The organism is Streptomyces sp. NPDC002788, assembly GCF_053592115.1.
Genome location: NZ_JBSFVB010000011.1, coordinates 212,959 through 236,771, shown reverse-complemented (window position 1 = coordinate 236,771; position 23,813 = coordinate 212,959). Strand labels below are relative to the sequence as shown.

Sequence of the window (23,813 nt, the reverse complement as noted above, 5' to 3'; positions counted from 1 at the left end):
CGGTGACACCCACCCGCGCCGTGCGCCCCGTGAAGGGAGGACGGCGGCGCAGCCGGAGACGCGCGGACATGCCGCTGCTGGGCGGCGTCCGCCCCCCGATCGCGCTGCTGTGCGTGCTGGTGCTCGCCCTCGCGGGCCTCACCGCGCAGGTGCTCGGCCCCGCCGGCGAGCAGGCCGTACCGCAGGCGGTGCTCTCCTCGCAGCAGCACTTCGCGGAGGACGGCGCCATCGCCCTGCGTGCCTCGATCGACGAGCGGGTCACCGACCTGAACCGCACCGCTGCCGCGCTGAACGCGGGGTCGCCGGTGAAGCCCGAGCGCGTCCTGTCCGACCTGGGGAAGACGTACCAGAAGTGGACCGGCACCACGGTCCTGGACCTGGAGAGCGGCAAGGTGCTGGCCGCCAGGGGTGAAACGATTCCCCTCGGGTGGCTGGACAAGGACGTCCTCACCGGGGACACGGCTCTCAAGCCCCGCATGGTGCGGCTGGAGACCGGTGACGTACGCCTGATGACCATGGCGGCCCTCGACTTCGAGGACCGGCCGCAGCAGTTGCTGCTCGCCTCCAACAGCCTGTCCGTGCCCGCCATCAACCTGGGCCAGTTCCGCTCCATGGCGGTGGTCGCCACCGGCGGGGAGGTCCTCGCCACGGCAGGCTTCGAACAGTCCGAGGCGCTCAACACCGACCAGGAGCGCAAGGAACTGGCGTTCCTGCAGAAGCAGATGAGCGGGCTGTCCGCCCAGGCGGCACGGGAGACCGAGCAGAACCCGATCAGCGCCAGGGAGCCGGGCTCCCGCGGCTACCCCGGCGTCAGCGGGACCCTCGTCGGCGGGAGCTACAACGGCCGTGTCGCCACGGCCGGTTACGCCTCCCTCTCCTCCGCCGACCCGGAGGAGAAGAAGAGTGTCGGCGCGGGCCTGGGGCTCACCGTCGTCGCCCTGCTGCCCGTGGTCCAGCAGCAGGCCGTCGTTCCGGACCGGGAGCTGTACGGGCTGCTGGCGGCCGGAGCCCTGGTGGTACTCGGACTGCTCGCCGCGGCCGTGCTGTGGGCGACCGTGCAGCGGCCGTTGCTGCGGCTGTTCCTGGAGTCCCGCCGACTGGCCCGGGGCGACCTGACCCGCCCGGTGGACGTGCCCCGCTGGGGTGAGGCCGCGCGCATCGGCTCCGCGCTGGAGAGGCTGCGCACGCAGCTCGGCGGCCCGGCCGGTGATCCCGGCGGGCGTCAGCGCGTCAAGGGGCGGTTCGGGGTGCGCGGGCCGCTCGCGCTGACCGCCGTACTGCTGTTGCTGTGGTGTGTGCCCGTCGGCCTCCTGCTGAACCGCACCGACGACTCCGTCAGCATCCCGGCCAGCATGGTCGCGGACCAGCGTGACCGTACCGACCTGGTCGCCGACCGGGTGCGCCGGGCGCTCAACGAGGCGCAGGCGGACCTGGTCTCCACGTCCCGGCTGATCGACCCGGACGACGCCGGCGCCGGCCGTGCCCTGCTGGAGGAGACCCTGCGCGAGCACACCCGCTACCAGGCGCTGTACCTCCTCGACGAGGACGGCGAGGTCGTCGCCCGCGCGGGCAAGGAGCCGCGCGCCGGCTTCGCCGACGCCGACGACCTGCCGCTGGTCCGGGTGGCCGGCAAGGGCGACAAGAAGCCGGTCGTCCAGGCCGGGGCGCCCCTGCCGGGCCGCGAGGGCATGACCCTGGTCGGCGAGGTCCGGGTCGAGTTCCTCAACTCGCTGCTGAAGCGGCCCGGGCTCGGCGAGGTCCGCGTGGTGGACTCCAAGGCGCAGACCATCGCCGCCAGCGACGGCTTCCTGGCCTTCGAGGACCTGCCGCGCGACGCGCTCACCGACCTAGTCCGGGCCGGCGGCGTCCACGTCGGCGCCGGTCCCGTCGAGAACGGCCTGCTGATCCGCGAAGGACGCGGGACCACCGTCGCCGCTGCCGCCCCGTTCTCCGGCGGCGGCGTTGCGGCCGACATCGGCTGGACCGTGGTCAGCTGGCAGAACGCCAAGGACTTCCAGATCACCCCGTACCAGCGCGAGGACCGCAGCGTCCTGGCCGGACTGCTCGGTCTGGCCCTGATCGTCGTCTGCCTCGGCTGGGTGTACCTGGTCGTGGCCCGGCCGATGCGGGCCCTGGCGGCCGGCGCGGAGAAACTGGCCGACGGCGACCTCAAGTCCGTGCTGTACCCCCGCTACCAGGACGAGGTGGGCGCGGTCGTGCGCAGCCTCGAACTGCTGCGCCAGCAACTCCAGGCCCGTAAGCAGATCCAGGCGCGCCGGCTCGCGGAGCCGGAGGCCGGCGTTCGGGGAAGGTGACCCAGCCGTGCTCTATCTGTACTTCGTCCTGCTCACCGGCAGCGTGCTGCTGCTGGTGGCGGGCATCGTGGAGCAGCGCCGGCACTACGCCAGCCTGCACAGCATCCCGTCGCGCGTGCTCGTGAACGGCATCCGCGGCAAATCCTCCATCACCCGGCTGTGCGCCGGGGCGCTGCGCGGCGGCGACCTGGTCACCGTGGCGAAGACCACGGGCACGGCGGCCCGGTTCATCCACCCGGACGCCACCGAGGAGCCGGTCTACCGCAAGTTCGGCATCGCCAACGTGGTGGAGCAGATCGGCATCGTGCGCCGGGCCGCCACCTACCGGCCCGACGCCCTCGTCATCGAGTGCATGGCCGTCATGCCGGCCCTGCAGGAGGTGAACCAGAGCAAGCTGATCCGCTCCACGATCGGCGTGCTGTGCAACGTCCGCGAGGACCACCTCGCCGAGATGGGACCCACCCTCGACGACGTGGCGCGGTCGCTGTGCCGCTCCATGCCGGAGGACGGCATCTGCGTCACCGCCGAGAAGGAGCGCTTCCACATCCTCCAGGAGGAGGCCGACGCCCGTAACTGCCAGTTGATCTACGCCGACCCGGAGACCGTCACCGACGAGGAACTGCGCGGCTTCAGCTGGTTCACCTTCAAGGAGAACGTCGCGATCGCCCTCGTCGTGGCCGAACTGCTCGGCGTGGAACGGCAGGTCGCCCTCCAGGGCATGTACGACGCCCCGCCGGACCCGGGCGTGCTGTCCGTCGAGCGCTACGCCACGCCCGAGGGCAAGCGGCTCGCCTTCGCCAACGTCTTCGCGGCAAACGACCCCGAGTCGACGCTGATGAACATCAACCAGCTGCTCGACCTCGGAGCCATCCACCGGCCGCTGAACGTCGTGATCAACTGCCGGCCCGACCGCGTCGAGCGCAACGGCCAGATGGGCGAGATCATCCCCGATCTCCAGCCGGACCACGTCTTCGTCATCGGGCACCCCGCCAAGAGCGCGATCGACGCCATCCCCGCCGAGTGGCGTGATCGCGCGATCGACCTCGGGGGCGAACGGCGGTCGGCGGAGGAGTTCATGCCCGCCCTGCTGGAGCGCCTGGCCGCCGACTCCTCCCTGGTCGCCATCGGCAACATCCACGGCCAGGGCGAGGAACTGCTGGAGTACCTGGCCGAACTCCCGGCGGACGAGTCCGCCCCCGCCGACGCCGCGCGGCCCTCGGAGACGGCCGTGCCGGCCCAGCCGACCCGCCTGGACCCCTACGCCTCCTACCCCATGGCCTATGAGGAGCGCTACCAGGCCTCCCGTACCCAGGAGGTCCCGGTGGTCCGCATCCCCGCCCAGCCGACGGGGCCGTACGCCGACGCCGGGCACCCCGAGCCGGCCCCCTACCAGCAAGGGCCGTACGCCGCTCCGGCCCAGCAGGCATGGCAGTACGCCGACGAGCCCTACGGATACGTCCCGGCCGACGACGGGGGCCGGCCTCCCCGTTCCTGACGTCCACGGGCGGGGCCAGCGCCTCGCGCAGGACCGCCGATCGCCCCGTACCGAACCCGCACCCGTATCCCGTGCCCGGAGACCCCGTTGACCACCGCCGCCCTGACCCCCGAGATGGCCGCCCTCGGCATCGCCATCGGCCTGTTCTTCTCGCTGCTGTGCTACCTGACCACCAACCTGTCACCCGGCGGCATGATCACGCCGGGCTGGCTCGCCCTGACCCTCATCGAGGACCTCCAGCGGGCCGCCATGGTGGTCGGCGTCACCGCCCTCACCTACGCGGGCACCAAGGTCATGCAGCGGCTGGTGATCCTCTACGGCAAGCGGCTGTTCGCCGCGGTGGTCCTGCTGGGCGTGCTGCTCCAGGCCACGGTGATGATCGTGCTGTCGATCGAGTTCCCGCTGCTGTACGGCAACCAGACCCTCGGCTTCATCGTGCCCGGATTGATCGCGTACCAGATGGTCCGCCAGCCCAAGGGGGCGACGCTGCTGGCGACCGGCACCGTCTCGCTCATGGCCTACATCGTCGTCGCCGCCGGACTGCTGCTCGGCATCATGCCCACCGTCTGAGAACCGGCGTCCCGGCGACCGACCACCCAGGAGAGAACACATGGCAGGGAAGAAGAAATCGCGGCCGGTCCTCTCCGGCCTCGTGGTGCTGGGGCTCGTCGCGACCTCCGGCTACCTCACCGTGGAGCTGCGCGAGCAGGAGGACAAGGGCGTCCCGGAGATCACGAACGTCGGCGTGCTGGACGGCTCGGACCGGGCCGGCGGCGCGGCGAAGACCCGCGACAAGGGCGGGGAGAGCTGGTCCCGGCTGGAGAACCCCGCCCGTTCCGTGCTGCGCGGATCCGACGGGCAGGTCAAGGCGGTGTTCACCGACGGGGCGCGCACGGCGACCCTGACCGGACCGGCCCGCTCCTTCGCCGAGCCCTCGTCGACGAGCTCCAAGGTCTCCACGACGGACTGGGTCCGCCTCATGCCCGAGCCCTGGAAGAAGGGCGCGGACAAGCAGAAGTGGTTCAAGGACTGGTACGCCGAATACCAGACCAGCAAGGAGGACGACCTCCTGGCCATCGCCTTCCAGTACGTCGCGGGCGCCAAGGAGAAGAAGGACGCGCAGGGCGCCGTCTACGCCGGTGACGCCAACTTCGGCCCCCTCAACACCGCCGGGGCCGAGGGCGGCGACCTGCGCCTGGAACAGTCCGACTTCTACGACTACCTCGGCGTCCCGTACCCCTTCCGGGACGGCGTGACAGGCCAGCCGGAGACCGCACGCGCCCGGTCGATCGACTGCTCGGGATACATGCGGATGGTGTTCGGCTACCGCGCCCGCTACCCGCTGATGTCCTCTGACGACTCGGGTGACGGCCTGCCGCGCACCGCCAACGGCATGGCCCGCTCCAAGCAGGGCGCCGACATCCTGCCGCTCACCGGTATCACGCCCAAGGACCGGCCCACCGGCATCGACCAGCTCCAGCCCGGTGACCTCGTCTTCTTCAAGCTCGACACCCGGACCGCGCAGCGCCTGGACCACGTCGGCATGGTGCTCGGCTACGACACCGAGGGCCACCTGCTCTTCATCTCCAGCCGCGAGGAGGTCAACGGACCGACCATCGGTGATGTCGGCGGCGTGTCCCGGCTGGACGGCAACGGCTACTACGCCAAGACGCTGCGCAGCGCGAAGAGGCTGTGACCGGGCGCTCGGCGGCGGCCGGTCACTCGTTGGCCGCGGCCGACGCCTGGGCCTCGCCGCGGCGGTGGATCTGGTCGACCGTGAACTGGGCCAGGTCGTTGCCGGTCTTGAAGACCGCGGTGTCCTCGGGCGTCACGTCCTTGCCGTTGGTGAAGCCGGCGTTGGTGAAGTAGGCGTAGCGGCCGTAGGAGTTGCTGGTCGTGCGGCAGAACCCGGACTCGCAGAATCCCTTCACGCCGCCGCCGGAGAGCGACTTGACGAAGCTCCTCTTGTCGGTCTCGCCCTTGGCCTTGACGGCCTGGGCCTGGGTGTCGAAGACCGCCACGCCGACCGTCACCGCGATGCCGTCCTTGACGTACGTGGCGCGTATCAGGCGCGTGCATTCGTTCGCGGTGAGGATCTTGGAGAGCGTGCCGCCGGCCGCCGAGGCGCAGTTCCTCGTGTCGGCCGTGGGGCCCTTCTTGTACAGCGTCCCGCCCATGGTCAGCTGCGTGCCCGAGAAGAGGGTGTCAGGGCTGAGCGGGGCCTTGTCCTTCTTCGCGCTGGCGATGAAGTCCTTCGGGTCCAGCGGGGGCGGGGCGCTGGTCGGGGCGAACGACGGAGCCGAGGCGGACTCGCTCGGGATGTCGGTCGACGGCAGGGAGGTCGGGTTCCCCCGGTTGTCGTCGCCCGCCGAGACGACGGCCACGGCGACGGCGGTGCCGATCGCTGCGGTGGCGAGCGCGCCGCCGCCGATCAGCAGCAGCCGGCGGCGTTTGTTGCGGGCCTCGGAGGCTTCAGCGAGCGCCGCCCAGTCCGGAGAGTGGCCGCCCCCGCTGTTCCAGGGCTGCTGCGACTGCGGTTTCCAGGGATCCCACTGGGACTGAGGTCCCCCCTGCCCAAAGCTCATGGGGCGCATCTTAGACGGGACAACGGGTGTGCTGGTCCGCCTGGATCGGCCCCGCAGCCCCTAGCGTTCCTCCCATGCGCACGGGCAAAGGCGACATCTGCGGGTGGTTGGGGCGACTGCTCCCGGCCGTGGTACTGCTGGTGTGCCTGTGGTCCTGGCCGTCGCTCGTGACCGGGGTGTGGCCGTCTGTCGTGGTCGGGGCGGTGCGGGCGTCGCGCCGGCCGCGCGCGGGGGGTTCCGTGCCGGGGTGGTGCGCCGCCCTAGCCGTCGATGTGCTGGTCTCGTCGGTGTTCCCCTGCGCCAGGCCGGTCCGGCGGCGGACGCTCAGACGAGCCGTCGCCGTGTGTGCCGCTCTGTGCGCGCCGGGTGGCATTCGGCGGTGGTGATCCCGCGTTTTGACCCTTGTGCTGAGCCCCGGTATCCTGCTGGTTCGTTGTGTATTGGCTTGCTCATTCTCACGGGACGGGCCCTTACACCGGTCCACCGGGCCGATGACCAGCGACCCCACGTACGCGGTATGCGTCGCCGCCGTGCGGTCCAGGCTGTCGTGATCGTTTCGGTGACCTTGTCAGGACCATTCACTCGAAGCGAAGGCTACGAACCGTGCGTACGTACAGCCCCAAGCCCGGCGATGTGACGCGCCAGTGGCACGTCATCGACGCTCAGGACGTTGTCCTGGGCCGTCTCGCCTCCACCGCCGCCACGCTTCTGCGGGGCAAGCACAAGCCGATCTACGCGCCGCACGTCGACGCTGGTGACTTCGTCATCATCATCAACGCCGACAAGGTGCACCTGTCCGGCAACAAGCGGACCCAGAAGATGGCGTACCGCCACTCCGGTTACCCGGGTGGTCTGCGCTCCGTCCGTTACGACGAGCTGCTCGACAAGAACCCCGAGAAGGCCGTCGAGAAGGCCGTCAAGGGCATGCTCCCCAAGAACACTCTGGGCCGTCAGATGCTCTCGAAGCTGAAGGTCTACAAGGGTGACCAGCACCCGCACGGCGCGCAGCAGCCGCAGCCGTACGAGATCACCCAGGTCGCGCAGTAAGTCCGGCCACCCCCTAAGACTGAAGAGAATCTGAGGAGAATCGTGGCCGAGACCACTGCCGAGCAGCCGCTCGAAGAGCTTGACATCGACAGCTACACCACCGAGTCCGAGGTCCCCGTCGAGGGCGAGTACACCTCGGAGTCCATGGCCTCCCGCTTCGGCGAACCCCAGCCGGCCGCCGGCCTGGGCCGTCGCAAGAACGCCATCGCCCGCGTCCGGATCGTCCCGGGCACCGGCAAGTGGAAGATCAACGGTCGCACCCTTGAGGACTACTTCCCCAACAAGGTGCACCAGCAGGAAGTCAACGAGCCGTTCAAGGTCCTCGAGCTCGAGGGCCGCTACGACGTCATCGCCCGCATCGCCGGTGGCGGTGTCTCCGGTCAGGCCGGTGCGCTCCGTCTCGGTGTCGCCCGTGCGCTGAACGAGGCGGACGTCGACAACAACCGCGGCCCGCTGAAGAAGGCCGGCTTCCTCAAGCGCGACGACCGTGCGGTCGAGCGCAAGAAGGCCGGTCTGAAGAAGGCCCGCAAGGCCCCGCAGTACAGCAAGCGCTAATCGCGTCCGCTGTTTCTTCGCAACGATCGCCCCGGCGGCACGCTCTGTGCTGCCGGGGCGGTTCGTTTACACAACCCCTACCGCCCCCGGACAGTCTCAGGGATGTACTTGGGGATGTGAGCCGCACTCTCTTCAGCAATTTCGGAGGACACCACAGTGGGACGACTCTTCGGCACGGACGGCGTGCGCGGTGTCGCCAACGCGGATCTGACAGCCGAGATGGCGCTGGGCCTCTCCGTCGCCGCGGCGCACGTACTGGCCGAGGCGGGCACGTTCGAGGGACACCGGCCGACCGCGGTCGTGGGGCGTGACCCGCGTGCGTCCGGGGAGTTCCTGGAGGCCGCCGTGGTCGCGGGTCTGGCCAGCGCCGGCGTCGACGTCCTGCGGGTCGGCGTGCTGCCGACGCCCGCGGTGGCGTTCCTGACCGCGGAGCTCGGCGCCGACCTCGGTGTGATGCTCTCCGCGAGCCACAACGCCATGCCCGACAACGGCATCAAGTTCTTCGCCCGCGGCGGGCACAAGCTCGCCGACGAGCTGGAGGACCGGATCGAGTCCCTCTACGAGGAGCACCGCACCGGCGCGCCGTGGGACCGGCCGACCGGCGCCGGGGTGGGCCGCGTGCGGGAGTCCGGCGAGGGCTTCGAGCGGTATGTCGAGCATCTGCTGGGTGTCCTGCCGAACCGGCTCGACGGGCTGAAGGTCGTCCTCGACGAGGCGCACGGTGCCGCCGCCCGGGTCTCTCCCGAGGCGTTCCAGCGGGCCGGTGCCGACATCGTCACGATCGGGGCCGAGCCGGACGGGCTCAACATCAACGATGGGTGCGGCTCGACGCACCTCGACAAGCTCAAGGCCGCCGTCGTCGAGCACGGGGCGGATCTCGGTATCGCGCACGACGGTGACGCCGACCGGTGCCTGGCCGTGGACCACACGGGCGAGGAGGTGGACGGGGACCAGATCCTCGCCGTGCTGGCCCTGGCCATGCGGGAGCGCTCCGCGCTGCGGTCCGAGACGGTCGTGGCCACCGTGATGTCCAACCTGGGGTTCAAGCTCGCCATGGAGCGGGAGGGCATCCGCATGGTGCAGACCGCTGTGGGTGACCGGTATGTGCTCGAGGAGATGAAGGAGCACGGCTTCGCCCTCGGGGGCGAGCAGTCCGGGCATGTGATCATCCTCGACCACGCGACGACCGGGGACGGGACGCTGACCGGGCTCCTGCTGGCGGCTCGGGTCGCCGGCAGCGGGCGTCCGCTGCGGGAGCTGGCCTCTGTCATGGAGCGGCTGCCCCAGGTGCTGATCAATGTGCCGGACGTGGACAGGTCCCGGGTGACGACGTCCTCGGAGCTCGCGACCGCCGTCGCCGACGCGGAGCGGGAGCTCGGGGCCACCGGGCGGGTGCTGCTCCGGCCGTCCGGGACCGAGCCGCTGGTCCGGGTGATGGTCGAGGCCGCCGATATCGAGCAGGCTCGGTCCGTGGCCGGGCGGCTGGCTGATGCGGTGAAGTCCGCGCTCGGTTGAAAAGCCGGGTAGGGGGTGGGGCCGCGGTTGTCGACGGGCCGCGGGTCGGGTGCGGCTTGTCGCGCGGTCCCCGCGCCCCTGAGGAAGGTCGCCGCTACGGCGTGTTCTCGGGCCGCCTGGACCAGAGCCATTTCTGTACCAGCAGCGTGGCCGTGCCGGCGACGATGATGCCCAGCAGGTTCATCAGGAGTTGCTCCGTCGAGCCCCGGGTCTGGGTCGTGTCGCCGTAGCTCAGGGCCACGGCCGCGTTCGCCGCCGCGGGGATCGTGGTCACGGAGATGGCCACGCCCACCAGGGCGCCCGACTTGGCCGAGGTCAGGGAGAGGGTGCCGGCGATGCCGGCCAGGACCGCCACGACGAAGGACAACAAGTCGGGGGCGTAGATGAAGTGGGTGTTGGGGCGGTCGGCCTCCAGCCGGGCCTCGGTGAACAGGCCGACGGCGTCCATGAAGAAGCTGAAGCCGACCGTGACCGCCATCGCCGCCGCGAAGCCCGCCAGCAGCGCGATCAGGGAGCGCAGGGCGAGGCGCGGCCGACGCCGGACGATCGCGGTGCTGATGCCCGCGAGGGGGCCGAACTCCGGGCCCACGGCCATGGCGCCCACGATCAGGATCGCGTTGTCCAGCACCACACCGCAGGCCGCGATCATCGTGGCGAGCGTGATGAAGGCCAGGTAGGTGGCGGAGAGGGTCGACTCCTCGTGGGTCGCTTCGGTCAGCTGCTCCCACAGGACCGCGTCCGCGCCCTCACCGGGCGCGTCGGCCTCGGCCTGGTCGGCCCGCGCGGACAGTGACAGGTCGATGGACTCGACGGCGATGGAGCCGCTGGTGTCGATGCCCAGTTCCCGCAGGCACGCGAGGAGTTCGTCGCCCGCCTCGCGTGCCACGTCGCACATGACGACGTCCCCGGCGGGGTCGCGGGCGGTGTCCGGCAGCACGACGAGATGGGTGGCGCCGACCGTCTTGTCGATCAGCCGCACCACCTCGTCGGTCCTGCCGGAGGGTGTGATCAGGCGCAGATGGAGCATGGCGACCATCTAAGCGGCCTTTCCCCGCGCGTCACAGCTTGCGCAGGCTGAGCCGCTGCACCTTGTGGTCCGGGCCCTTGCGCAGCACGAGGGCGGCGCGGCCGCGGGTGGGGGCGATGTTCTCGACCAGGTTGGGGCGGTTGATCGTGCGCCACATCGTCCGGGCGTAGTCGAGGGCCTCCTCCTCCGAGACCTGGGTGTACCTGCGGAAGTACGAGGACGGGTTCTGGAAGGCGGTCGCCCGCAGTTTGCGGAAGCGGTTGAGGTACCAGCGCTCGATGTCCTCGACGCGGGCGTCGACGTACACGCTGAAGTCGAAGTAGTCGGCGAGGCCGACCCGGGTGCGGCCGTCCTTGCCGGGCAGGGCGGGCTGGAGGACGTTCAGGCCCTCGACGATCAGGATGTCGGGGCGGCGGACGGTGAGCCGCTTGTCGGGGACGATGTCGTAGATCAGGTGGGAGTAGACCGGTGCCGTGACCTCGTCCTTGCCGGCCTTGATGTCGGCGACGAAGCGGGTCAGGGCGCGGCGGTCGTAGGACTCCGGGAAGCCCTTGCGCGACATCAGGCCGCGGGCCTGGAGCTCCCGGGTGGGGAGCAGGAAGCCGTCGGTGGTGACCAGCTCGACGCGCGGGTGCTCGGGCCAGCGGGAGAGCAGGGCCTGCAGGAGGCGGGCGACCGTCGACTTGCCCACGGCGACCGATCCGGCGACCCCTATGACGAACGGGGTGCCGGACTGCGAGCCCTGCTCGCCCAGGAACGTGTTGAGGGCGCCTCTGAGGCCGTCCGTGGCGCCGACGTAGAGGTTGAGGAGCCGGGACAGCGGGAGGTAGATGTCCCGCACCTCGTCCAGGTCGATCACGTCGCCGAGACCGCGCAGCTTCTCCACCTCCTCGGCCGTCAGCGGCAGCGGCGTCTTGTCGCGCAGCGCGCTCCACTCGGCTCGGGTGAGGTCGACGTAGGGAGTCGCCTCCGGGCGGGGCCGGTGGGCGCTCCGGGGTATCGAGGAGACCGGAGAGATCACAGTCCATTGTGACGGGCGGGCGAACGGACCGTGAGGTGGGATCCGTCACGCACGTCCTTCAGGCCTCCTCATGGGGAGAGAACCGGCCAAGGGGAGGAATGTCAGTGGTGTGCGTCACAGTTGTGGGAAGGGTGGGCCCAGGCCGGGGTCCACGAACCCCAGGGGTGACCCATGACGTATGCGATAGAGGCGGAAGGCCTGGTCAAACGGTTCAAGGAGACCGAGGCGCTGGCCGGTGTCGACCTGGCGGCCCGCAAGGGCACGGTGCTCGGGCTGCTGGGTCCCAACGGCGCGGGCAAGACGACGGCGGTGCGGATCTTCGCGACGCTGCTCCGGCCCGACGGAGGCAGGGCCCGGGTGGCCGGCCACGACGTGGTCCGGGAGGCCGGGGTCGTACGCTCCCTCGTGGGGCTGACCGGGCAGTACGCGGCGGTCGACGAGAACCTGACCGGCACGGAGAACCTGCTGCTCATCGGCCGGCTGCTGGGTCTGCCGCGGCGCGAGGCCAAGGTGCGGGCGGGTGAGCTGCTGGAGCGTTTCCAGCTGACGCACGCGGCCGGACGGGCCGCGAAGACCTTCTCGGGCGGCATGCGGCGGCGGCTGGACCTCGCGGCAAGCCTCGTCGGACGGCCCAGCATCCTCTTCCTCGACGAGCCGACCACCGGCCTCGACCCGCACAGCCGCGGTGAGCTGTGGGATCTTCTGCGCGGCCTGGTCGCGGACGGGGCGACCGCCCTGCTGACCACGCAGTACCTGAACGAGGCGGATGTGCTCGCCGACGACATCGTGGTGATCGACAAGGGCCGGGTGATCGCCGAGGGCACGCCGGACCGGCTGAAGGCGCAGGTCGGCGGGCAGGTGCTGGAGCTGCGGCCGATCCTCGGCGAGGACCTCGTACGGGCGCACGCGCTGGTGGCGGGGGCCGCCGGACCGGAGGCACGGATCGAGGGCGAGACGGTCACCGCGCCGGTGAAGGATCCCGAGCTGATGCCGGCCGTCGTCCGCGCGCTCGACCGGGAGGGGATAGCGGTGGGGGAGCTGGCCCTGCGCCGGTCCTCGCTCGACGAGGTCTTCCTCGCGCTGACGGGCCACCGCGCCGAGCCGGGCAAGGCCGAGGAAGACGGTGACGCGGCCGTCCGGGACGACGAGCTGGAGAAGGCGGTGAGCCGCTCATGACCGCCACCACGCTCACGGCACCGGTCACTTCGTCGGGCCGGGTGCCGGCCCTCGCCGGAGTGCGGCAGACCTTCACCATGGCCTGGCGGAGCCTGGTCGCCGTCAAGCACAACCCGCTCGAACTGGTCGACTACAGCATCACGCCGATCATGTTCGTGTTCCTGTTCACCTACGTGCTGGGCGGGCAGATGGCCGGCTCGCCCGACGCGTATCTGAAGTACGCGCTGCCCGGGATCATCGTGCAGAACACCCTGTTCATGACGATGTACACGGCGATGGCGCTCAACACCGACCTCACCAAGGGAGTCTTCGACCGGCTGCGCAGCCTGCCCATCGCGCGTTCGGCGCCGCTCATCGGGCGGATCACCGCGGACCTCGCCAAGCACGTGTGGGCGATGCTGCTGATGATCGGCCTCGGACTCGCCCTCGGCTTCCGTATCACCGGCGGCCTCGGCGGGCTCCTGCTCGGACTGCTGCTGGTGGTGGTGTTCGCCGCGGCCGTCTCCTGGAGCGCGGTGCTGATCGGGATGCTGGCAGGCGACGCGGAGAAGGTGCAGGCGTTCGCCTTCACCCTCATCTTCCCGATCACCTTCACCAGCAGCGCCTTCGTCGTCGTCGACACCATGCCCGGCTGGCTCCAGGCGTGGAGCGACGTCAACCCGGTCACGCATCTGTCCGACGCGTTCCGCGGGCTGCTGCTCGGCGGGCCGGTTGCGGAACCGGTGCTGTGGTCGCTGGTGTGGGCCGCGGGGATCGCGCTCGTCTTCTACCCGCTGGCCATGAGGGCGTATCGCGCGAAGGCCTGAGAGCGGTGGCTCAGCTCTTCGTACCCCGGTGGGAATTTCCGATTTCGGGCACGCTACGGCCGGTTCGGCGCGCTGATCGACCTTAAGCTGCCGCCCATGTGTGGAATCGTGGGATACGTGGGGCCGCAGTCGGCGCTCGATGTCGTGATGGCCGGGCTGAAGCGGCTGGAGTACCGGGGCTATGACTCGGCGGGCGTCGCCGTCCTGGCCGACGGCGGGCTGGCGGCGGCCAAGAGGGCCGGCAAGCTCCTCAACCTGGAGAAGGAACTGGACGGCAGGCCGCTGCCGACGGGCACGACGGGCATCGGCCACACCCGGTGGGCCACGCACGGCGGACCGACCGACGCCAACGCCCACCCGCACATCGACAACGCGGGACGGGTCGCGGTCGTCCACAACGGCATCATCGAGAACTTCGCCCTGCTGCGGGACGAACTGCGCGAGCGCGGCCACGAGCTGACCTCCGAGACCGACACCGAGGTGGTGGCGCATCTGCTCGCCGAGGAGTTCTCCTCCTGCGCCGATCTCGCCGAGGCGATGCGGCTGGTGTGCCGGCGCCTGGAGGGCGCGTTCACGCTGGTCGCGGTGCACGCCGACGAGCCCGGGGTGGTGGTCGGCGCCCGGCGGAACTCACCGCTGGTGGTGGGCCTCGGAGAAGGCGAGGCCTTCCTCGCCTCGGACGTCGCCGCGTTCATCGCCCACACGCGCTCGGCGATCGAGCTGGGGCAGGACCAGGTGGTGGAGCTGCGCCGGGACGGCGTGACGGTGACGGGCTTCGACGGCCGCCCGGCCGACGTGCGCTCTTACCACGTCGACTGGGACGCGTCGGCCGCGGAGAAGGGTGGCTACGACTACTTCATGCTCAAGGAGATCGCCGAGCAGCCCAAGGCGGTCGCCGACACGCTGCTGGGCCGGATCGACGGCTCCGGTTCGCTGACCCTGGACGAGGTGCGGATCCCCCCGCGGGCGGTGCGGGAGATCGACAAGATCGTGATCATCGCGTGCGGTACGGCCTTCCACGCCGGGATGATCGCCAAGTACGCCATCGAGCACTGGACGCGCATCCCGTGCGAGGTGGAGCTGGCCAGCGAGTTCCGCTACCGGGACCCGATCCTGGACGCGCAGACCCTGGTCATCGCCATCTCGCAGTCCGGCGAGACCATGGACACGCTCATGGCGCTGCGGCACGCCCGCGAGCAGGGCGCCAAGGTGCTCGCGATCTGCAACACCAACGGTTCGACCATCCCGCGCGAGTCGGACGCGGTGCTGTACACGCACGCGGGGCCGGAGGTGGCCGTCGCCTCGACCAAGGCGTTCCTGACGCAGCTCGTGGCGTGCTACCTGGTCGCCCTGTACCTGGGACAGGTCCGGGGCACCAAGTGGGGCGACGAGATCCGGGCGGTGATCCGCGACCTGTCCTCGATCGCCGGTGCGGTGGAGCAGGTCCTCGGCACCATGGAACCGGTGCGGGAGCTGGCCCGTTCGCTCGCCTCCAAGAACACGGTGCTGTTCCTGGGGCGGCATGTGGGGTATCCCGTGGCCCTCGAGGGTGCGCTGAAGCTCAAGGAGCTGGCCTACATGCACGCCGAGGGGTTCGCGGCGGGGGAGTTGAAGCACGGGCCGATCGCCCTGATCGAGGAGGACCTGCCCGTGGTCGTCGTGGTGCCGTCGCCGCGTGGGCGGTCCTTGCTGCACGACAAGATCGTGTCCAACATCCAGGAGATCCGGGCGCGGGGTGCGCGGACGATCGTGATTGCGGAGGAGGGTGACGAGGCGGTGGTTCCGTATGCCGACCATCTGGTCCGGATCCCGGTCACTCCGACGCTGCTTCAGCCGATGGTGGCGACCGTGCCGCTGCAGGTGTTCGCCTGTGAGTTGGCCACGGCCCGGGGCAACGAGGTGGATCAGCCCCGGAACCTGGCGAAGTCGGTGACGGTGGAATAGGGGAACAGGGGGGGCGAACGGCGACAGCGCTTCCCCCCTGTGCGGCTGGCGGCTACCAGTTGAAGCAGGTCTGCGGTTTCAGCGCGTCAGTCGGCGACGCGCGCACCGATGGCCCGGGCGCGGCGCCGGGCCTCGTGGCTGAGGCCTTTGCGGCGGGGGGAGGTGCGGTGGTTGTAGGCGGTCGGCTGGGCAAGGTAGCCAAGGCCACTCAGACCAGGAGGCTTGGCCACCACGCAGGCGAAGCGCGGGTCACCTGCATACCAGAGTTCCTCGTCGTACCCCTTGAGAGCCTCGTGGCTCCAGGCCCGGAACAGCCCGGCAGACACCTTCAGCGATACCGTCTTCTCCGGGTTGTCAGGGTCGGGCAGCACGAAGACCGCATCCTTACCTTTGGTGACCCGGACAGCACCGGACTGCTGACGCCAGGGGTAGACGGTGAGGATGCGCCGCATTCGCCACCCCAACGCGAGTCGGCCGAGGGCTATCCACGCCATGACCACGATCACCAGAAGGACCATGGCCATGGGAATTGACGCTTCCACGGGCAGCAGGAGGGTGACGAACAACGTCGCCCACCAGAGCGCCACCCAGCCGAGCGACTTTGCCAGGTGACGCGCCGTCCGGAGGTGGAAAGCGCGTCGGGTGCCCGGCGTGTCCCACGCCGCCGGGCCGTCGAAGCCCTGTGCGTCGAAGTTCGTGGTCATTCGCACATCCTGGTTCAGCCGAAGTCGGACGCGATGTCGTCCGCGATACTGCTCGTGCCGTCGGCTGCGTCGTCGCGGACGGCGCGCTCGATCTCCGGCAGCGGATCGTGGAACGACACCGTGTGCGCGATGCCTTCCATCATGTCGCGGTAGTGCTTGCGGGAGCCCACGGCCGTACTGCTCAGCGTCAGAACACCCAGCTGCGTGCCTGCGGGGGCCGGGATGTAGAGATTGCACTGGTAGAGCTCTTGGCTTGGCATCCCCGCCAGGGCGGGCATGGTGACCACCGTGTCGGAGACCGACGCCGGACGGCCGCCCGGCAGCGTCAAGAGCCCCGCAGCTCCGGCGTCCCGATCTGGTCGGCCCGCACATGCTGCAGCGCGGTCCGCACCTGCTCGAGGCAGTCGTTGGCTCCCTTGAGGTCTCTGGTGAAAGTGGCGAGCTGATCGATATCGGTCTTGAAGTGGTCTCCCACACGGGCCTCCAATTCGCGTATCGACAGGCGCATCGACAAACGACACCGGCGACAACTGTCAGTCGAACGGGCCGATCATGCCATGGAAGGGCAAGCACACCGCCTGGTGGCACAGAACCCGCCGTAGGGTGCTCGGCATGAGCATCATCGGGGTCGGGATCGACGTCGCCGAGATCGAGCGGTTCGCGGCGTCTTTGGAGCGTACGCCCGCGCTGGCCGAGCGGCTGTTCGTGGAGCGGGAGTTGTTGCTGCCCAGCGGGGAACGCCGGGGTGTCGCCTCCCTGGCCGCCCGGTTCGCCGCCAAGGAGGCCCTGGCCAAGGCGCTGGGTGCCCCGGCCGGGCTGCTCTGGACCGACGCCGAGGTGTATGTCGAGGACAGTGGACAGCCCCGGCTGCGTGTGACCGGGACCGTGGCCGCGCGGGCCGCAGGGCTCGGCGTGCGGTCCTGGCACGTGTCCCTGAGTCATGACGCCGGGGTGGCCTCGGCCGTGGTCATCGCGGAAGGTTGACCCCCGGGGGAGTCACCACATGGACCGGAGTGTGGTCCTGCCGATGACGCCCGCGGCGCCCGGCACCGTACCCGCCGCCGTCCACAGCCGGCCCGTGCCCTTTCGGGCGTCGTGCATGCCCATCACGCCGAAGGTGATGGCCGGAGCCTCGTACGGGCCGTGCCGTCCTGTCCGACATCGCGGCATCGAGCGTGAGGCCATGCAGGCGCTGAGCCGTCTGCGCGGCGAAAGCCCCCGCCGGATGAGCGGCGAGGGCTTCGCGGAGGCGCGGGGACGTCAGCAGATCGACTGACTGCTGTTCACCCGCGTGATGTTGCGGAACGTCGTGTTATCACCGCACGGGCTCTCCCTGATGGACGAGTTGGTGACCGTCAGGTTCTGAATGGTGATGTCCTTGTTGTTCGGGAACTCCGAGCGGGCGGCCAGGCGCAGTTCGCCGCCGCCGGTGATCGTGCCGCTCTGCGCCGCGAGGCTGACGTTGTAGCAGTTCTCGATCAGGACCGAGTTGTTGCCGGTGTGGGAGAGCGTCACCTTGTTGATGACGGCTCCGCCGCTCTCCGAGACGCAGAACACACCGCGTCCGCCACCGCGGGCGATGACCTCGCCGACGCGGATGTTGGTGGGGTAGCCGCTGCCGACCCGGCCGTTGCGGTTGGCCATGCGGAAGGCGGCGTAGCCGGTGCCCGTGCCCGCGTTCTCCGCGTCGACCTTGGTGACTTGGGCGTTGATGGTCTGGTTGAGAAGGAGGCCCGACTCGCCGACGTTGCGGGCCGTCACCGTGCCGATGGTGAGGCCGTCGACGCCGTAGGTCTCGACCGCGTGGCTGGACGCGCCGGAGACGTACACGTTGTCGATGCGGACGTTGCGCGTCCACTGGCTGGTGTCGCCGCGGTTGTCGATGCGGACGCCCAGGCCGCGCGAGAGGCGCATGTCGATCTGGCCGAGCACGACGTTCTGGACGTTGCGCAGGAAGACGCCGTACAGCGGGGTGCCGGTCAGCTTGAGGTTCTGGACCTCGACGTCGCGGGTGCCGCGCGAGTAGACCGGCGCCTGGTCGCCCGAGCCGCTGCCGGTGACGTTGATCGTGCCGCAGACGTCGAGGACGGTGTAGCTCGGGAGCGAGATGCGTGAGCCCGCCGAGACCGAACCCGAGCCGCGGACCACGACCCGTTCCTTCGACGTGCGCCCGGTGCTGAGGCTGTTGACGGCCGCCTGCACGGCGGCGCGCATGTCGGTGCCGGTGTAGACCGTGCTGCCGCCGCGCCGGGCGGTCCAGTTGCTGCCGCTCTGCACGGCTTCGGCCTGGTAGGAGCCGTCTCCGCAGGCCTTCGCTCGGGTGGGGGCGGCGGTGGCGGGGGCGGTCAGGGTGCCGACGGCGGTGAGGAGGGCGGTGGCACCGGCGGCGGCCAGTAATGCGGCTCTGCTTCCCATGGGGGCCTCGGTTTCGTCGAACGTGGGGGGCGCGCAAGCGCTTTCTGCGCGGCCGGTGAGTCTGGCAAAGGGCAGGCAAAGCGTCAATGGGTGTGGCAGGTCGGGGAGTTGCGGTCGATGCGACACGGATCGCAGGAGCACGGCATGGGCGGGAGTGGTCCGGGGGTCGTACGGGAAACTCGACCGCATGCGTACTGCGTACAGCGTGGAGACGGTCAGGAACGCCGAACGGCAGCTCATGGCGCGGCTGCCGGAGGGGGCGCTGATGCAACGCGCCGCCGCCGGGCTCGCCGCGGCCTGCGCCGACCTGCTGGGGCGGGTGTACGGGAGCAGGGTCGTGCTGCTGGTCGGCAGCGGCGACAACGGCGGTGACGCGCTGTTCGCCGGGGCCCGGCTGGCCCGGCGCGGGGCAGGGGTCACGGCGGTGCTGCTCGCGCCCGAGCGGGCCCACGCGACGGGGCTCGCGGCGTTGCGCCGGGCCGGCGGGCGGGCCGTGGGGGCCGGTGGGGCCGAGGAGCTGGTCGAGAGGGCCGACCTCGTCGTCGACGGCATCGTCGGGATCGGCGGGAAGGGCGGGCTGCGCCCGGAGGCGGCGCCGCTGGCCGCAGCCGCCGAGCGGTCGCGCGGCGCCGTCGTCGCCGTCGATCTGCCGAGCGGCGTGGACGTCGGCACCGGAGAGGTGCGGGGCGCCGCGGTCCGGGCCGATCTGACCGTGACGTTCGGGACGCACAAGCCGGGGCTGCTGATCGACCCGGCGCGGGAGTACGCGGGGTCGGTGCGGCTGGTCGACCTCGGGCTGCAGTTGCCGGCCGAGCCGGAGCTGGAGGCGTTGCAGCACGCGGACGTCGCGGAACTGCTGCCGGTGCCGCGGGCCGAGAGCGACAAGTACCGGCGGGGGGTCGTCGGGATCGCCGCCGGGTCGGCGCGGTATCCGGGGGCCGCCGTGCTCGCCGTCGCCGGGGCGTTGCGGGGCGGGGCCGGGGCCGTGCGGTACGTCGGGCCGGCCGGGGACGCGGTCATCGCGCGGTTTCCCGAGACGCTCGTGTCGGATCGGGGGCCGAAGCACGCCGGGCGGGTGCAGGCGTGGGTCGTCGGGCCGGGGGCCGGGGACGACGCGGCGACGGTGGGGGAGGTGCTGGCGGCTGATGTGCCGGTGCTGATCGATGCGGACGGGCTGCGGCTGGCGGACGCGGACGCCGTGCGGGGGCGTCGGGCGCCGACGTTGATGACGCCGCATGCCGGGGAGGCGGCGGCGCTGCTGGGCGTGCAGCGGGGGGAGGTCGAGGGGGCCCGGCTGGCCGCGGTGCGGGAGTTGGCGCGGCGGTACGGGGCGACCGTGCTGTTGAAGGGGTCCACGACGCTGATCGCCGACTCGGGGGGCGGGGCGGTGCGGGTGAATCCGACGGGGACGGGGTGGCTGGCCACGGCGGGGAGCGGGGACGTGCTGTCGGGGCTCGCCGGGTCGTTGCTGGCGGCGGGGCTCTGCGCGGTGGACGCGGGGAGCGCGGGGGCGTATGTGCATGGGCTGGCCGGGAGGCTGGCGGCGGAGGGGGCGCCGGTGGGGGCGCATGACGTGGCCGCGGCCATTCCGGAGGCCTGGCGGAATGTACTGGGGAGCTGAGGGCTGCGGACCGTGGACTGACGGAACCACTGGTCGACGCTGTACAACACGCCCATGCCGTACTCCCGGTTCTTCAGCGGCGGGCAGGCCTTCCACGGCGTCTACGGCAGTCTCCGCACCACTGTCGGCTCGATGGGCTGCGTGAATCTCACCGTGGGTGACGCCCGGAGGTTGTGGGGCGTGCTGAAGAAGGGCGACCGGGTGTTCGTGCGGGGGCGGCGGCCGGGTACGCAGCCGACCTGCTGGCGGGGCCGCTGCCGCAGGGGTGTCGGGCCCCTCTGAGACACTGGGCGCGATGAGCGAGAGAACATCCCCGCGGACCGCGCCCCTGCGGGCCCGCGCCGAGATCGACCTGGCCGCCCTGCGGGCCAATGTGCGGGCCCTGCGTGCCCATGCGCCGGGCGCGGCCGTGATGGCCGTGGTGAAGTCCGAGGCGTACGGCCACGGCGCTGTGCCGTGCGCCCGTGCGGCCGTCGCCGCCGGGGCGAGCTGGCTGGGCACTGCCACGCCCGAGGAGGCCCTCGCCCTGCGCGCCGCCGGGCTGCCGGGGCGCATCATGTGCTGGCTGTGGACGCCGGGCGGGCCGTGGCGCGAGGCGATCGAGGCCGACCTCGACGTGTCGGTCAGCGGGATGTGGGCCCTGCGGGAGGTCACCGAGGCCGCCCGGCGGGCGGACCGGCCCGCGCGGGTGCAGCTCAAGGCCGACAGCGGGCTCGGGCGCAACGGGTGCCAGCCCGGGCAGGACTGGGCCGACCTGGTCCGGGAGGCGCTGCGGGCCGAGGCCGAGGGGCTGCTGCGCGTCACCGGCCTGTGGTCGCACTTCGCCTGCGCCGACGAGCCCGGGCATCCTTCCATCGCCGCCCAGCTGGGCGTGTTCCGGGAGATGACCGCGTACGCCGAGGAGCAGGGCGTGCGGCCCGAGGTCCGGCACATCGCCAACTCGCCGGCCACGCTCACGCTCCCCGAGAGCCACTTCGACCTGGTCCGCGCCGGCATCGCCACCTACGGCATCTCGCCCAGCCCCGAGCTGGGCACCCCGGCCGACTTCGGGCTGCGCCCGGTGATGACGCTGTCGGCCTCGCTGGCCCTGGTCAAGCACGTCCCGGGCGGGCACGGCGTCAGCTACGGCCACCGGTACGTGACGCCCGGCGAGACCACCCTCGGCCTCGTGCCGCTGGGCTACGCGGACGGCATCCCGCGGCACGCCTCCTCGGCCGGGCCGGTCCTGGTCGAGGACAAGTGGCGCACGATCGCCGGGCGGGTCGCCATGGACCAGTTCGTGGTGGATCTGGGCGGCGACGAGCCCGCGCCGGGCGCCGAGGCGATCCTCTTCGGGCCCGGGGGCCGCGGCGAGCCCACCGCCGAGGACTGGGCGCAGGCGGCCGGAACCATCGCCTACGAGATCGTGACCCGGATCGGAACGCGTGTTCCTCGCGTCTATGTGAATGAGGAACAGGACGGGTAACTCGCACAGAGGACCGGTCACGCGAGGAACGACAGGCATGTCCGGCAACACGGGCAACACGACACAGGCACCACAGGCACCACAGGCGGCACAGGTGACATCACCCAGCGGGTCGCCCGTCAGCAGCCCGGCGAGGAGGAGCGGTACGTGAGCGAGAGCAGTGCGGAGGTCGTCGTGGACGTCGCCTCCGCGGCCGTCGCGGCCTCCGCCGCGGGGGCGGCGGGAGGCTGGCGCCGGGCGACCGGTATCGCCGGCGTGGCGATAGGCGTGGTGGCCGCGGGCGCGGCCGCCGGCGTCGCCCTGGAGCGGATGACGGTCGGCCGCGGCATGCGCCAGAAGGCCCGGCTCGCCCTGGACTCGGCGGGACCGTACGGCGCGCTGCGCGGCATGCCCGGCAAGGCGTTCGCCGACGACGGCACGGAGCTGTACTACGAGGTCGACGACGTCGAGGCGGAGGCCGCCCCGGCCACGGGCTCACGCCGCCGCAGGCTCTTCGGCCGCAAGGCCCCCGCGCCCGTCACCGTCGTCTTCAGCCACGGCTACTGCCTCAGCCAGGACTCCTGGCACTTCCAGCGGGCCGCGCTCAGGGGCGTCGTCCGGACCGTGCACTGGGACCAGCGCAGCCACGGCCGGTCCGGGCGGGGCGTCGCGCAGGGGCGGGACGACGAGCCGGTCACCATCGAGCAGCTGGGCCGCGATCTGAAGGCCGTCATCGACGCGGCCGTGCCCGAGGGGCCGATCGTGCTGGTCGGGCACTCGATGGGCGGCATGACGGTCATGGCACTGGCCGACCAGTACCCCGAGCTGATCCGCGAGCGGGTCGTCGGCGTAGCCTTCGTGGGAACGTCGTCGGGGCGGCTCGGCGAGGTCAACTACGGGCTTCCGGTGGCCGGCGTGAACGCCGTGCGGCGGGTGCTGCCCGGGGTGCTGAAGGCTCTGGGACAGCGGGCCGAGCTGGTGGAGAAGGGGCGCCGGGCGACCGCGGACCTGTTCGCGGGGGTCATCAAGCGGTACTCGTTCGCGTCCCGGGACGTCGACCCGGCGGTCGTCCGGTTCGCCGAGCGCATGATCGAGAGCACGCCGATCGACGTGGTCGCCGAGTACTACCCGGCGTTCAACGACCACGACAAGACCGAGGCGCTCGTCCATTTCGCGGACCTGCCGGTGCTGGTGCTGACCGGGGTGCAGGACCTGGTCACGCCCAGTGAGCACAGCGAGGCGATCGCCGACGTCCTGCCGGGTGCGGAACTCGTGCTGGTGCCGGATGCCGGGCATCTTGTCATGCTGGAGCACCCGGCAGCCGTCACCGACCGCCTCGCCGATCTGCTCGCCCGTACAGGGGCGGTGCCCACCACGGCTACCGTGAAGGGCTGTGATTCCGCCTCCTCCTGACGGAGGTGGCTTGCGGCCCTTCGGCTGCGGTCCAGCCCGGACCGGCCCCTCGCGGGGCGTGACAAATGTACTACTGCAAGTGAGTGACGATGGAAGTAACCGCAACATCGCACGCCTCCGGGAGTTCCCGCTCCGTGGAGATCACCGTCGCCTCCCCCGAGCAGATGCGGGAGCTGGGCCGCCGACTCGCGAAATTGCTGCGCGCGGGCGATCTGGTGATGCTGAGCGGGGAGCTCGGGGCGGGCAAGACGACGCTGACCCGCGGGCTGGGCGAGGGGCTCGGCGTGCGCGGGGCCGTCACCTCCCCGACCTTCGTGATCGCCCGGGTGCACCCCTCGCTGGTCGACGGTCCGCCCTTGGTCCACGTCGACGCCTACCGGCTCTCCGGCGGGCTGGACGAGATGGAGGACCTCGACCTCGACGTGTCGCTGCCCGAGTCCGTGGTGGTCGTGGAGTGGGGCGAGGGCAAGGTCGAGGAGCTGACCGAGGACCGGCTCCAGGTCGTCATCCACCGGGCGGTGGGCGACACGACCGACGAGGTCCGGCAGATGACGATCACCGGTGTGGGGGAACGCTGGGCCCTGGTCGACCTGAGCGTGCTCGCGGCGTAGGTCCGTACGGGAAGCGGCCCGGCCGGGGTCTTGCGGTCTTTTGATGAACGTTCCGACAAGACGTCGGCAAGATGTTGCGTTCGGCGTCTTGTGCGTGGTCACATGGTACCCAGTCCGTA

Annotated in this window: 23 protein-coding genes and 1 pseudogene; 17 read left to right on the top strand and 7 right to left on the bottom strand. The window is 71.1% G+C overall.

Annotated elements, in window-relative coordinates; genetic code table 11:
* Positions 1–68: 68 nt before the first annotated feature.
* The 4 genes from ACWD1U_RS21925 to ACWD1U_RS21910 all read left to right on the top strand — a co-directional run bounded on the left by ACWD1U_RS21925 (position 69) and on the right by ACWD1U_RS21910 (position 5,506).
* The gene (locus ACWD1U_RS21925; RefSeq protein ID WP_451109840.1) at positions 69–2,315 is read left to right on the top strand and encodes a HAMP domain-containing protein; all 2,247 of its coding nucleotides are present in this window, start codon (positions 69–71) and stop codon (positions 2,313–2,315) included.
* Positions 2,316–2,322: 7 nt separating this feature from the next.
* Complete coding sequence (gene pgsB, locus ACWD1U_RS21920; protein WP_451109759.1) at positions 2,323–3,810, top strand: poly-gamma-glutamate synthase PgsB; 1,488 nt, start codon at positions 2,323–2,325, stop codon at positions 3,808–3,810.
* Positions 3,811–3,897: 87 nt separating this feature from the next.
* Positions 3,898–4,380: a poly-gamma-glutamate biosynthesis protein PgsC/CapC gene (locus tag ACWD1U_RS21915; RefSeq protein WP_020276280.1), complete on the top strand. Its 483-nt coding sequence runs from the start codon at positions 3,898–3,900 to the stop codon at positions 4,378–4,380.
* Between the two features lie 40 nt (positions 4,381–4,420).
* Entirely contained in the window at positions 4,421–5,506 is a 1,086-nt protein-coding gene (locus ACWD1U_RS21910; RefSeq protein WP_451109757.1) for a C40 family peptidase, read from the top strand.
* A 22-nt stretch (positions 5,507–5,528) separates the two neighbouring features.
* Here the strand turns inward: ACWD1U_RS21910 and ACWD1U_RS21905 are convergent, their stop codons facing one another.
* On the bottom strand, positions 5,529–6,395 hold the full coding sequence (locus tag ACWD1U_RS21905) for a hypothetical protein (RefSeq protein ID WP_451109755.1): 867 nt from the start codon (positions 6,393–6,395) through the stop codon (positions 5,529–5,531).
* Between the two features lie 603 nt (positions 6,396–6,998).
* Here ACWD1U_RS21905 and rplM point away from each other — a divergent pair.
* The 3 genes from rplM (at position 6,999) to glmM (ending at position 9,512) form a co-directional block, all read left to right on the top strand.
* Positions 6,999–7,442 carry a 50S ribosomal protein L13 gene (gene rplM, locus ACWD1U_RS21900; RefSeq protein WP_451109753.1) on the top strand — a complete coding sequence of 148 codons (444 nt, stop codon included), beginning with the start codon at positions 6,999–7,001 and terminating at the stop codon, positions 7,440–7,442.
* Between the two features lie 42 nt (positions 7,443–7,484).
* Entirely contained in the window at positions 7,485–7,997 is a 513-nt protein-coding gene (gene rpsI, locus ACWD1U_RS21895) for a 30S ribosomal protein S9 (protein ID WP_004927169.1), read from the top strand.
* A gap of 156 nt (positions 7,998–8,153) precedes the next feature.
* Positions 8,154–9,512, top strand: a complete 1,359-nt coding sequence (glmM, locus tag ACWD1U_RS21890) for a phosphoglucosamine mutase (protein WP_451109751.1) — start codon at positions 8,154–8,156, stop codon at positions 9,510–9,512.
* 94 nt (positions 9,513–9,606) lie between these two features.
* Here the strand turns inward: glmM and ACWD1U_RS21885 are convergent, their stop codons facing one another.
* Together ACWD1U_RS21885 and coaA are read right to left on the bottom strand one after the other, a co-directional pair.
* Positions 9,607–10,539, bottom strand: coding sequence for a DUF389 domain-containing protein (locus ACWD1U_RS21885; RefSeq protein WP_451109838.1), 933 nt, complete (start codon positions 10,537–10,539; stop codon positions 9,607–9,609).
* A gap of 31 nt (positions 10,540–10,570) precedes the next feature.
* Entirely contained in the window at positions 10,571–11,560 is a 990-nt protein-coding gene (gene coaA / locus ACWD1U_RS21880; RefSeq protein ID WP_451109749.1) for a type I pantothenate kinase, read from the bottom strand.
* 171 nt (positions 11,561–11,731) lie between these two features.
* Here coaA and ACWD1U_RS21875 point away from each other — a divergent pair, with 171 nt between their 5' ends.
* The 3 genes from ACWD1U_RS21875 to glmS all read left to right on the top strand — a co-directional run bounded on the left by ACWD1U_RS21875 (position 11,732) and on the right by glmS (position 15,486).
* The gene (locus tag ACWD1U_RS21875) at positions 11,732–12,736 is read left to right on the top strand and encodes an ATP-binding cassette domain-containing protein (RefSeq protein WP_451109747.1); all 1,005 of its coding nucleotides are present in this window, start codon (positions 11,732–11,734) and stop codon (positions 12,734–12,736) included.
* Positions 12,733–13,542: an ABC transporter permease gene (locus ACWD1U_RS21870; RefSeq protein WP_451109745.1), complete on the top strand. Its 810-nt coding sequence runs from the start codon at positions 12,733–12,735 to the stop codon at positions 13,540–13,542. Before ACWD1U_RS21875 ends, ACWD1U_RS21870 begins: the two co-directional genes overlap by 4 nt.
* A gap of 96 nt (positions 13,543–13,638) precedes the next feature.
* Complete coding sequence (glmS, locus tag ACWD1U_RS21865; protein WP_451109743.1) at positions 13,639–15,486, top strand: glutamine--fructose-6-phosphate transaminase (isomerizing); 1,848 nt, start codon at positions 13,639–13,641, stop codon at positions 15,484–15,486.
* A gap of 86 nt (positions 15,487–15,572) precedes the next feature.
* Here the strand turns inward: glmS and ACWD1U_RS21860 are convergent, their stop codons facing one another.
* From ACWD1U_RS21860 to ACWD1U_RS21850, 3 genes are read right to left on the bottom strand one after another with little or no spacing between them, the layout of a single operon-like run.
* Positions 15,573–16,190 (bottom strand): hypothetical protein, encoded by a 618-nt coding sequence (locus ACWD1U_RS21860; protein ID WP_451109742.1) that lies wholly within the window; start codon positions 16,188–16,190, stop codon positions 15,573–15,575.
* Positions 16,191–16,204: 14 nt separating this feature from the next.
* A complete protein-coding gene (locus ACWD1U_RS21855) occupies positions 16,205–16,519 on the bottom strand; it encodes a hypothetical protein (protein ID WP_451109741.1) in 315 nt (104 codons plus the stop codon).
* Entirely contained in the window at positions 16,516–16,698 is a 183-nt protein-coding gene (locus ACWD1U_RS21850) for a hypothetical protein (RefSeq protein ID WP_451109739.1), read from the bottom strand. The genes ACWD1U_RS21855 and ACWD1U_RS21850 overlap by 4 nt, the downstream gene beginning before the upstream one ends.
* Before the next feature lie 104 nt (positions 16,699–16,802).
* Here ACWD1U_RS21850 and ACWD1U_RS21845 point away from each other — a divergent pair, with 104 nt between their 5' ends.
* On the top strand, positions 16,803–17,174 hold the full coding sequence (locus ACWD1U_RS21845) for a holo-ACP synthase (RefSeq protein ID WP_451109737.1): 372 nt from the start codon (positions 16,803–16,805) through the stop codon (positions 17,172–17,174).
* Between the two features lie 19 nt (positions 17,175–17,193).
* Positions 17,194–17,466 carry a hypothetical protein gene (locus ACWD1U_RS21840; protein ID WP_451109735.1) on the top strand — a complete coding sequence of 91 codons (273 nt, stop codon included), beginning with the start codon at positions 17,194–17,196 and terminating at the stop codon, positions 17,464–17,466.
* On the opposite strand, the gene ACWD1U_RS21835 is transcribed toward ACWD1U_RS21840, so the two are convergent.
* The gene (locus tag ACWD1U_RS21835; RefSeq protein ID WP_451109733.1) at positions 17,451–18,605 is read right to left on the bottom strand and encodes a hypothetical protein; all 1,155 of its coding nucleotides are present in this window, start codon (positions 18,603–18,605) and stop codon (positions 17,451–17,453) included. The two genes, ACWD1U_RS21840 and ACWD1U_RS21835, sit on opposite strands and share 16 nt — an antisense overlap.
* 187 nt (positions 18,606–18,792) lie before the next feature.
* On the opposite strand from ACWD1U_RS21835, the gene ACWD1U_RS21830 reads away from it, so the two are divergent.
* From ACWD1U_RS21830 to tsaE, 5 genes and pseudogenes are all read left to right on the top strand, one after another.
* Complete coding sequence (locus ACWD1U_RS21830; protein WP_451109731.1) at positions 18,793–20,226, top strand: NAD(P)H-hydrate dehydratase; 1,434 nt, start codon at positions 18,793–18,795, stop codon at positions 20,224–20,226.
* A 21-nt stretch (positions 20,227–20,247) separates the two neighbouring features.
* Positions 20,248–20,508, top strand: a pseudogene (locus ACWD1U_RS21825) (L,D-transpeptidase); the annotation flags it as partial.
* Positions 20,509–20,521: 13 nt separating this feature from the next.
* Positions 20,522–21,691, top strand: coding sequence for an alanine racemase (gene alr / locus ACWD1U_RS21820; protein ID WP_451109729.1), 1,170 nt, complete (start codon positions 20,522–20,524; stop codon positions 21,689–21,691).
* Between the two features lie 147 nt (positions 21,692–21,838).
* Complete coding sequence (locus tag ACWD1U_RS21815) at positions 21,839–23,083, top strand: alpha/beta fold hydrolase (RefSeq protein ID WP_451109727.1); 1,245 nt, start codon at positions 21,839–21,841, stop codon at positions 23,081–23,083.
* A gap of 89 nt (positions 23,084–23,172) precedes the next feature.
* Positions 23,173–23,694: a tRNA (adenosine(37)-N6)-threonylcarbamoyltransferase complex ATPase subunit type 1 TsaE gene (gene tsaE / locus ACWD1U_RS21810; RefSeq protein WP_451109725.1), complete on the top strand. Its 522-nt coding sequence runs from the start codon at positions 23,173–23,175 to the stop codon at positions 23,692–23,694.
* Positions 23,695–23,813: the final 119 nt, after the last annotated feature.

Bases quoted from the DNA above. Each gene is read 5' to 3' on its own strand.
- ACWD1U_RS21925 (WP_451109840.1), top strand. From the start codon at position 69: ATGCCGCTGCTGGGCGGCGTCCGCCCCCCGATCGCGCTGCTGTGCGTG.
- ACWD1U_RS21910 (WP_451109757.1), top strand. From the start codon at position 4,421: ATGGCAGGGAAGAAGAAATCGCGGCCGGTCCTCTCCGGCCTCGTGGTG.
- ACWD1U_RS21905 (WP_451109755.1), bottom strand. From the start codon at position 6,395: ATGAGCTTTGGGCAGGGGGGACCTCAGTCCCAGTGGGATCCCTGGAAA.
- ACWD1U_RS21885 (WP_451109838.1), bottom strand. From the start codon at position 10,539: ATGCTCCATCTGCGCCTGATCACACCCTCCGGCAGGACCGACGAGGTG.
- ACWD1U_RS21875 (WP_451109747.1), top strand. From the start codon at position 11,732: ATGACGTATGCGATAGAGGCGGAAGGCCTGGTCAAACGGTTCAAGGAG.
- ACWD1U_RS21870 (WP_451109745.1), top strand. From the start codon at position 12,733: ATGACCGCCACCACGCTCACGGCACCGGTCACTTCGTCGGGCCGGGTG.
- glmS (WP_451109743.1), top strand. From the start codon at position 13,639: ATGTGTGGAATCGTGGGATACGTGGGGCCGCAGTCGGCGCTCGATGTC.
- ACWD1U_RS21860 (WP_451109742.1), bottom strand. From the start codon at position 16,190: ATGACCACGAACTTCGACGCACAGGGCTTCGACGGCCCGGCGGCGTGG.
- ACWD1U_RS21850 (WP_451109739.1), bottom strand. From the start codon at position 16,698: ATGCGCCTGTCGATACGCGAATTGGAGGCCCGTGTGGGAGACCACTTC.
- ACWD1U_RS21845 (WP_451109737.1), top strand. From the start codon at position 16,803: ATGAGCATCATCGGGGTCGGGATCGACGTCGCCGAGATCGAGCGGTTC.
- ACWD1U_RS21840 (WP_451109735.1), top strand. From the start codon at position 17,194: ATGGACCGGAGTGTGGTCCTGCCGATGACGCCCGCGGCGCCCGGCACC.
- ACWD1U_RS21835 (WP_451109733.1), bottom strand. From the start codon at position 18,605: ATGGGAAGCAGAGCCGCATTACTGGCCGCCGCCGGTGCCACCGCCCTC.
- ACWD1U_RS21830 (WP_451109731.1), top strand. From the start codon at position 18,793: ATGCGTACTGCGTACAGCGTGGAGACGGTCAGGAACGCCGAACGGCAG.
- alr (WP_451109729.1), top strand. From the start codon at position 20,522: ATGAGCGAGAGAACATCCCCGCGGACCGCGCCCCTGCGGGCCCGCGCC.
- tsaE (WP_451109725.1), top strand. From the start codon at position 23,173: ATGGAAGTAACCGCAACATCGCACGCCTCCGGGAGTTCCCGCTCCGTG.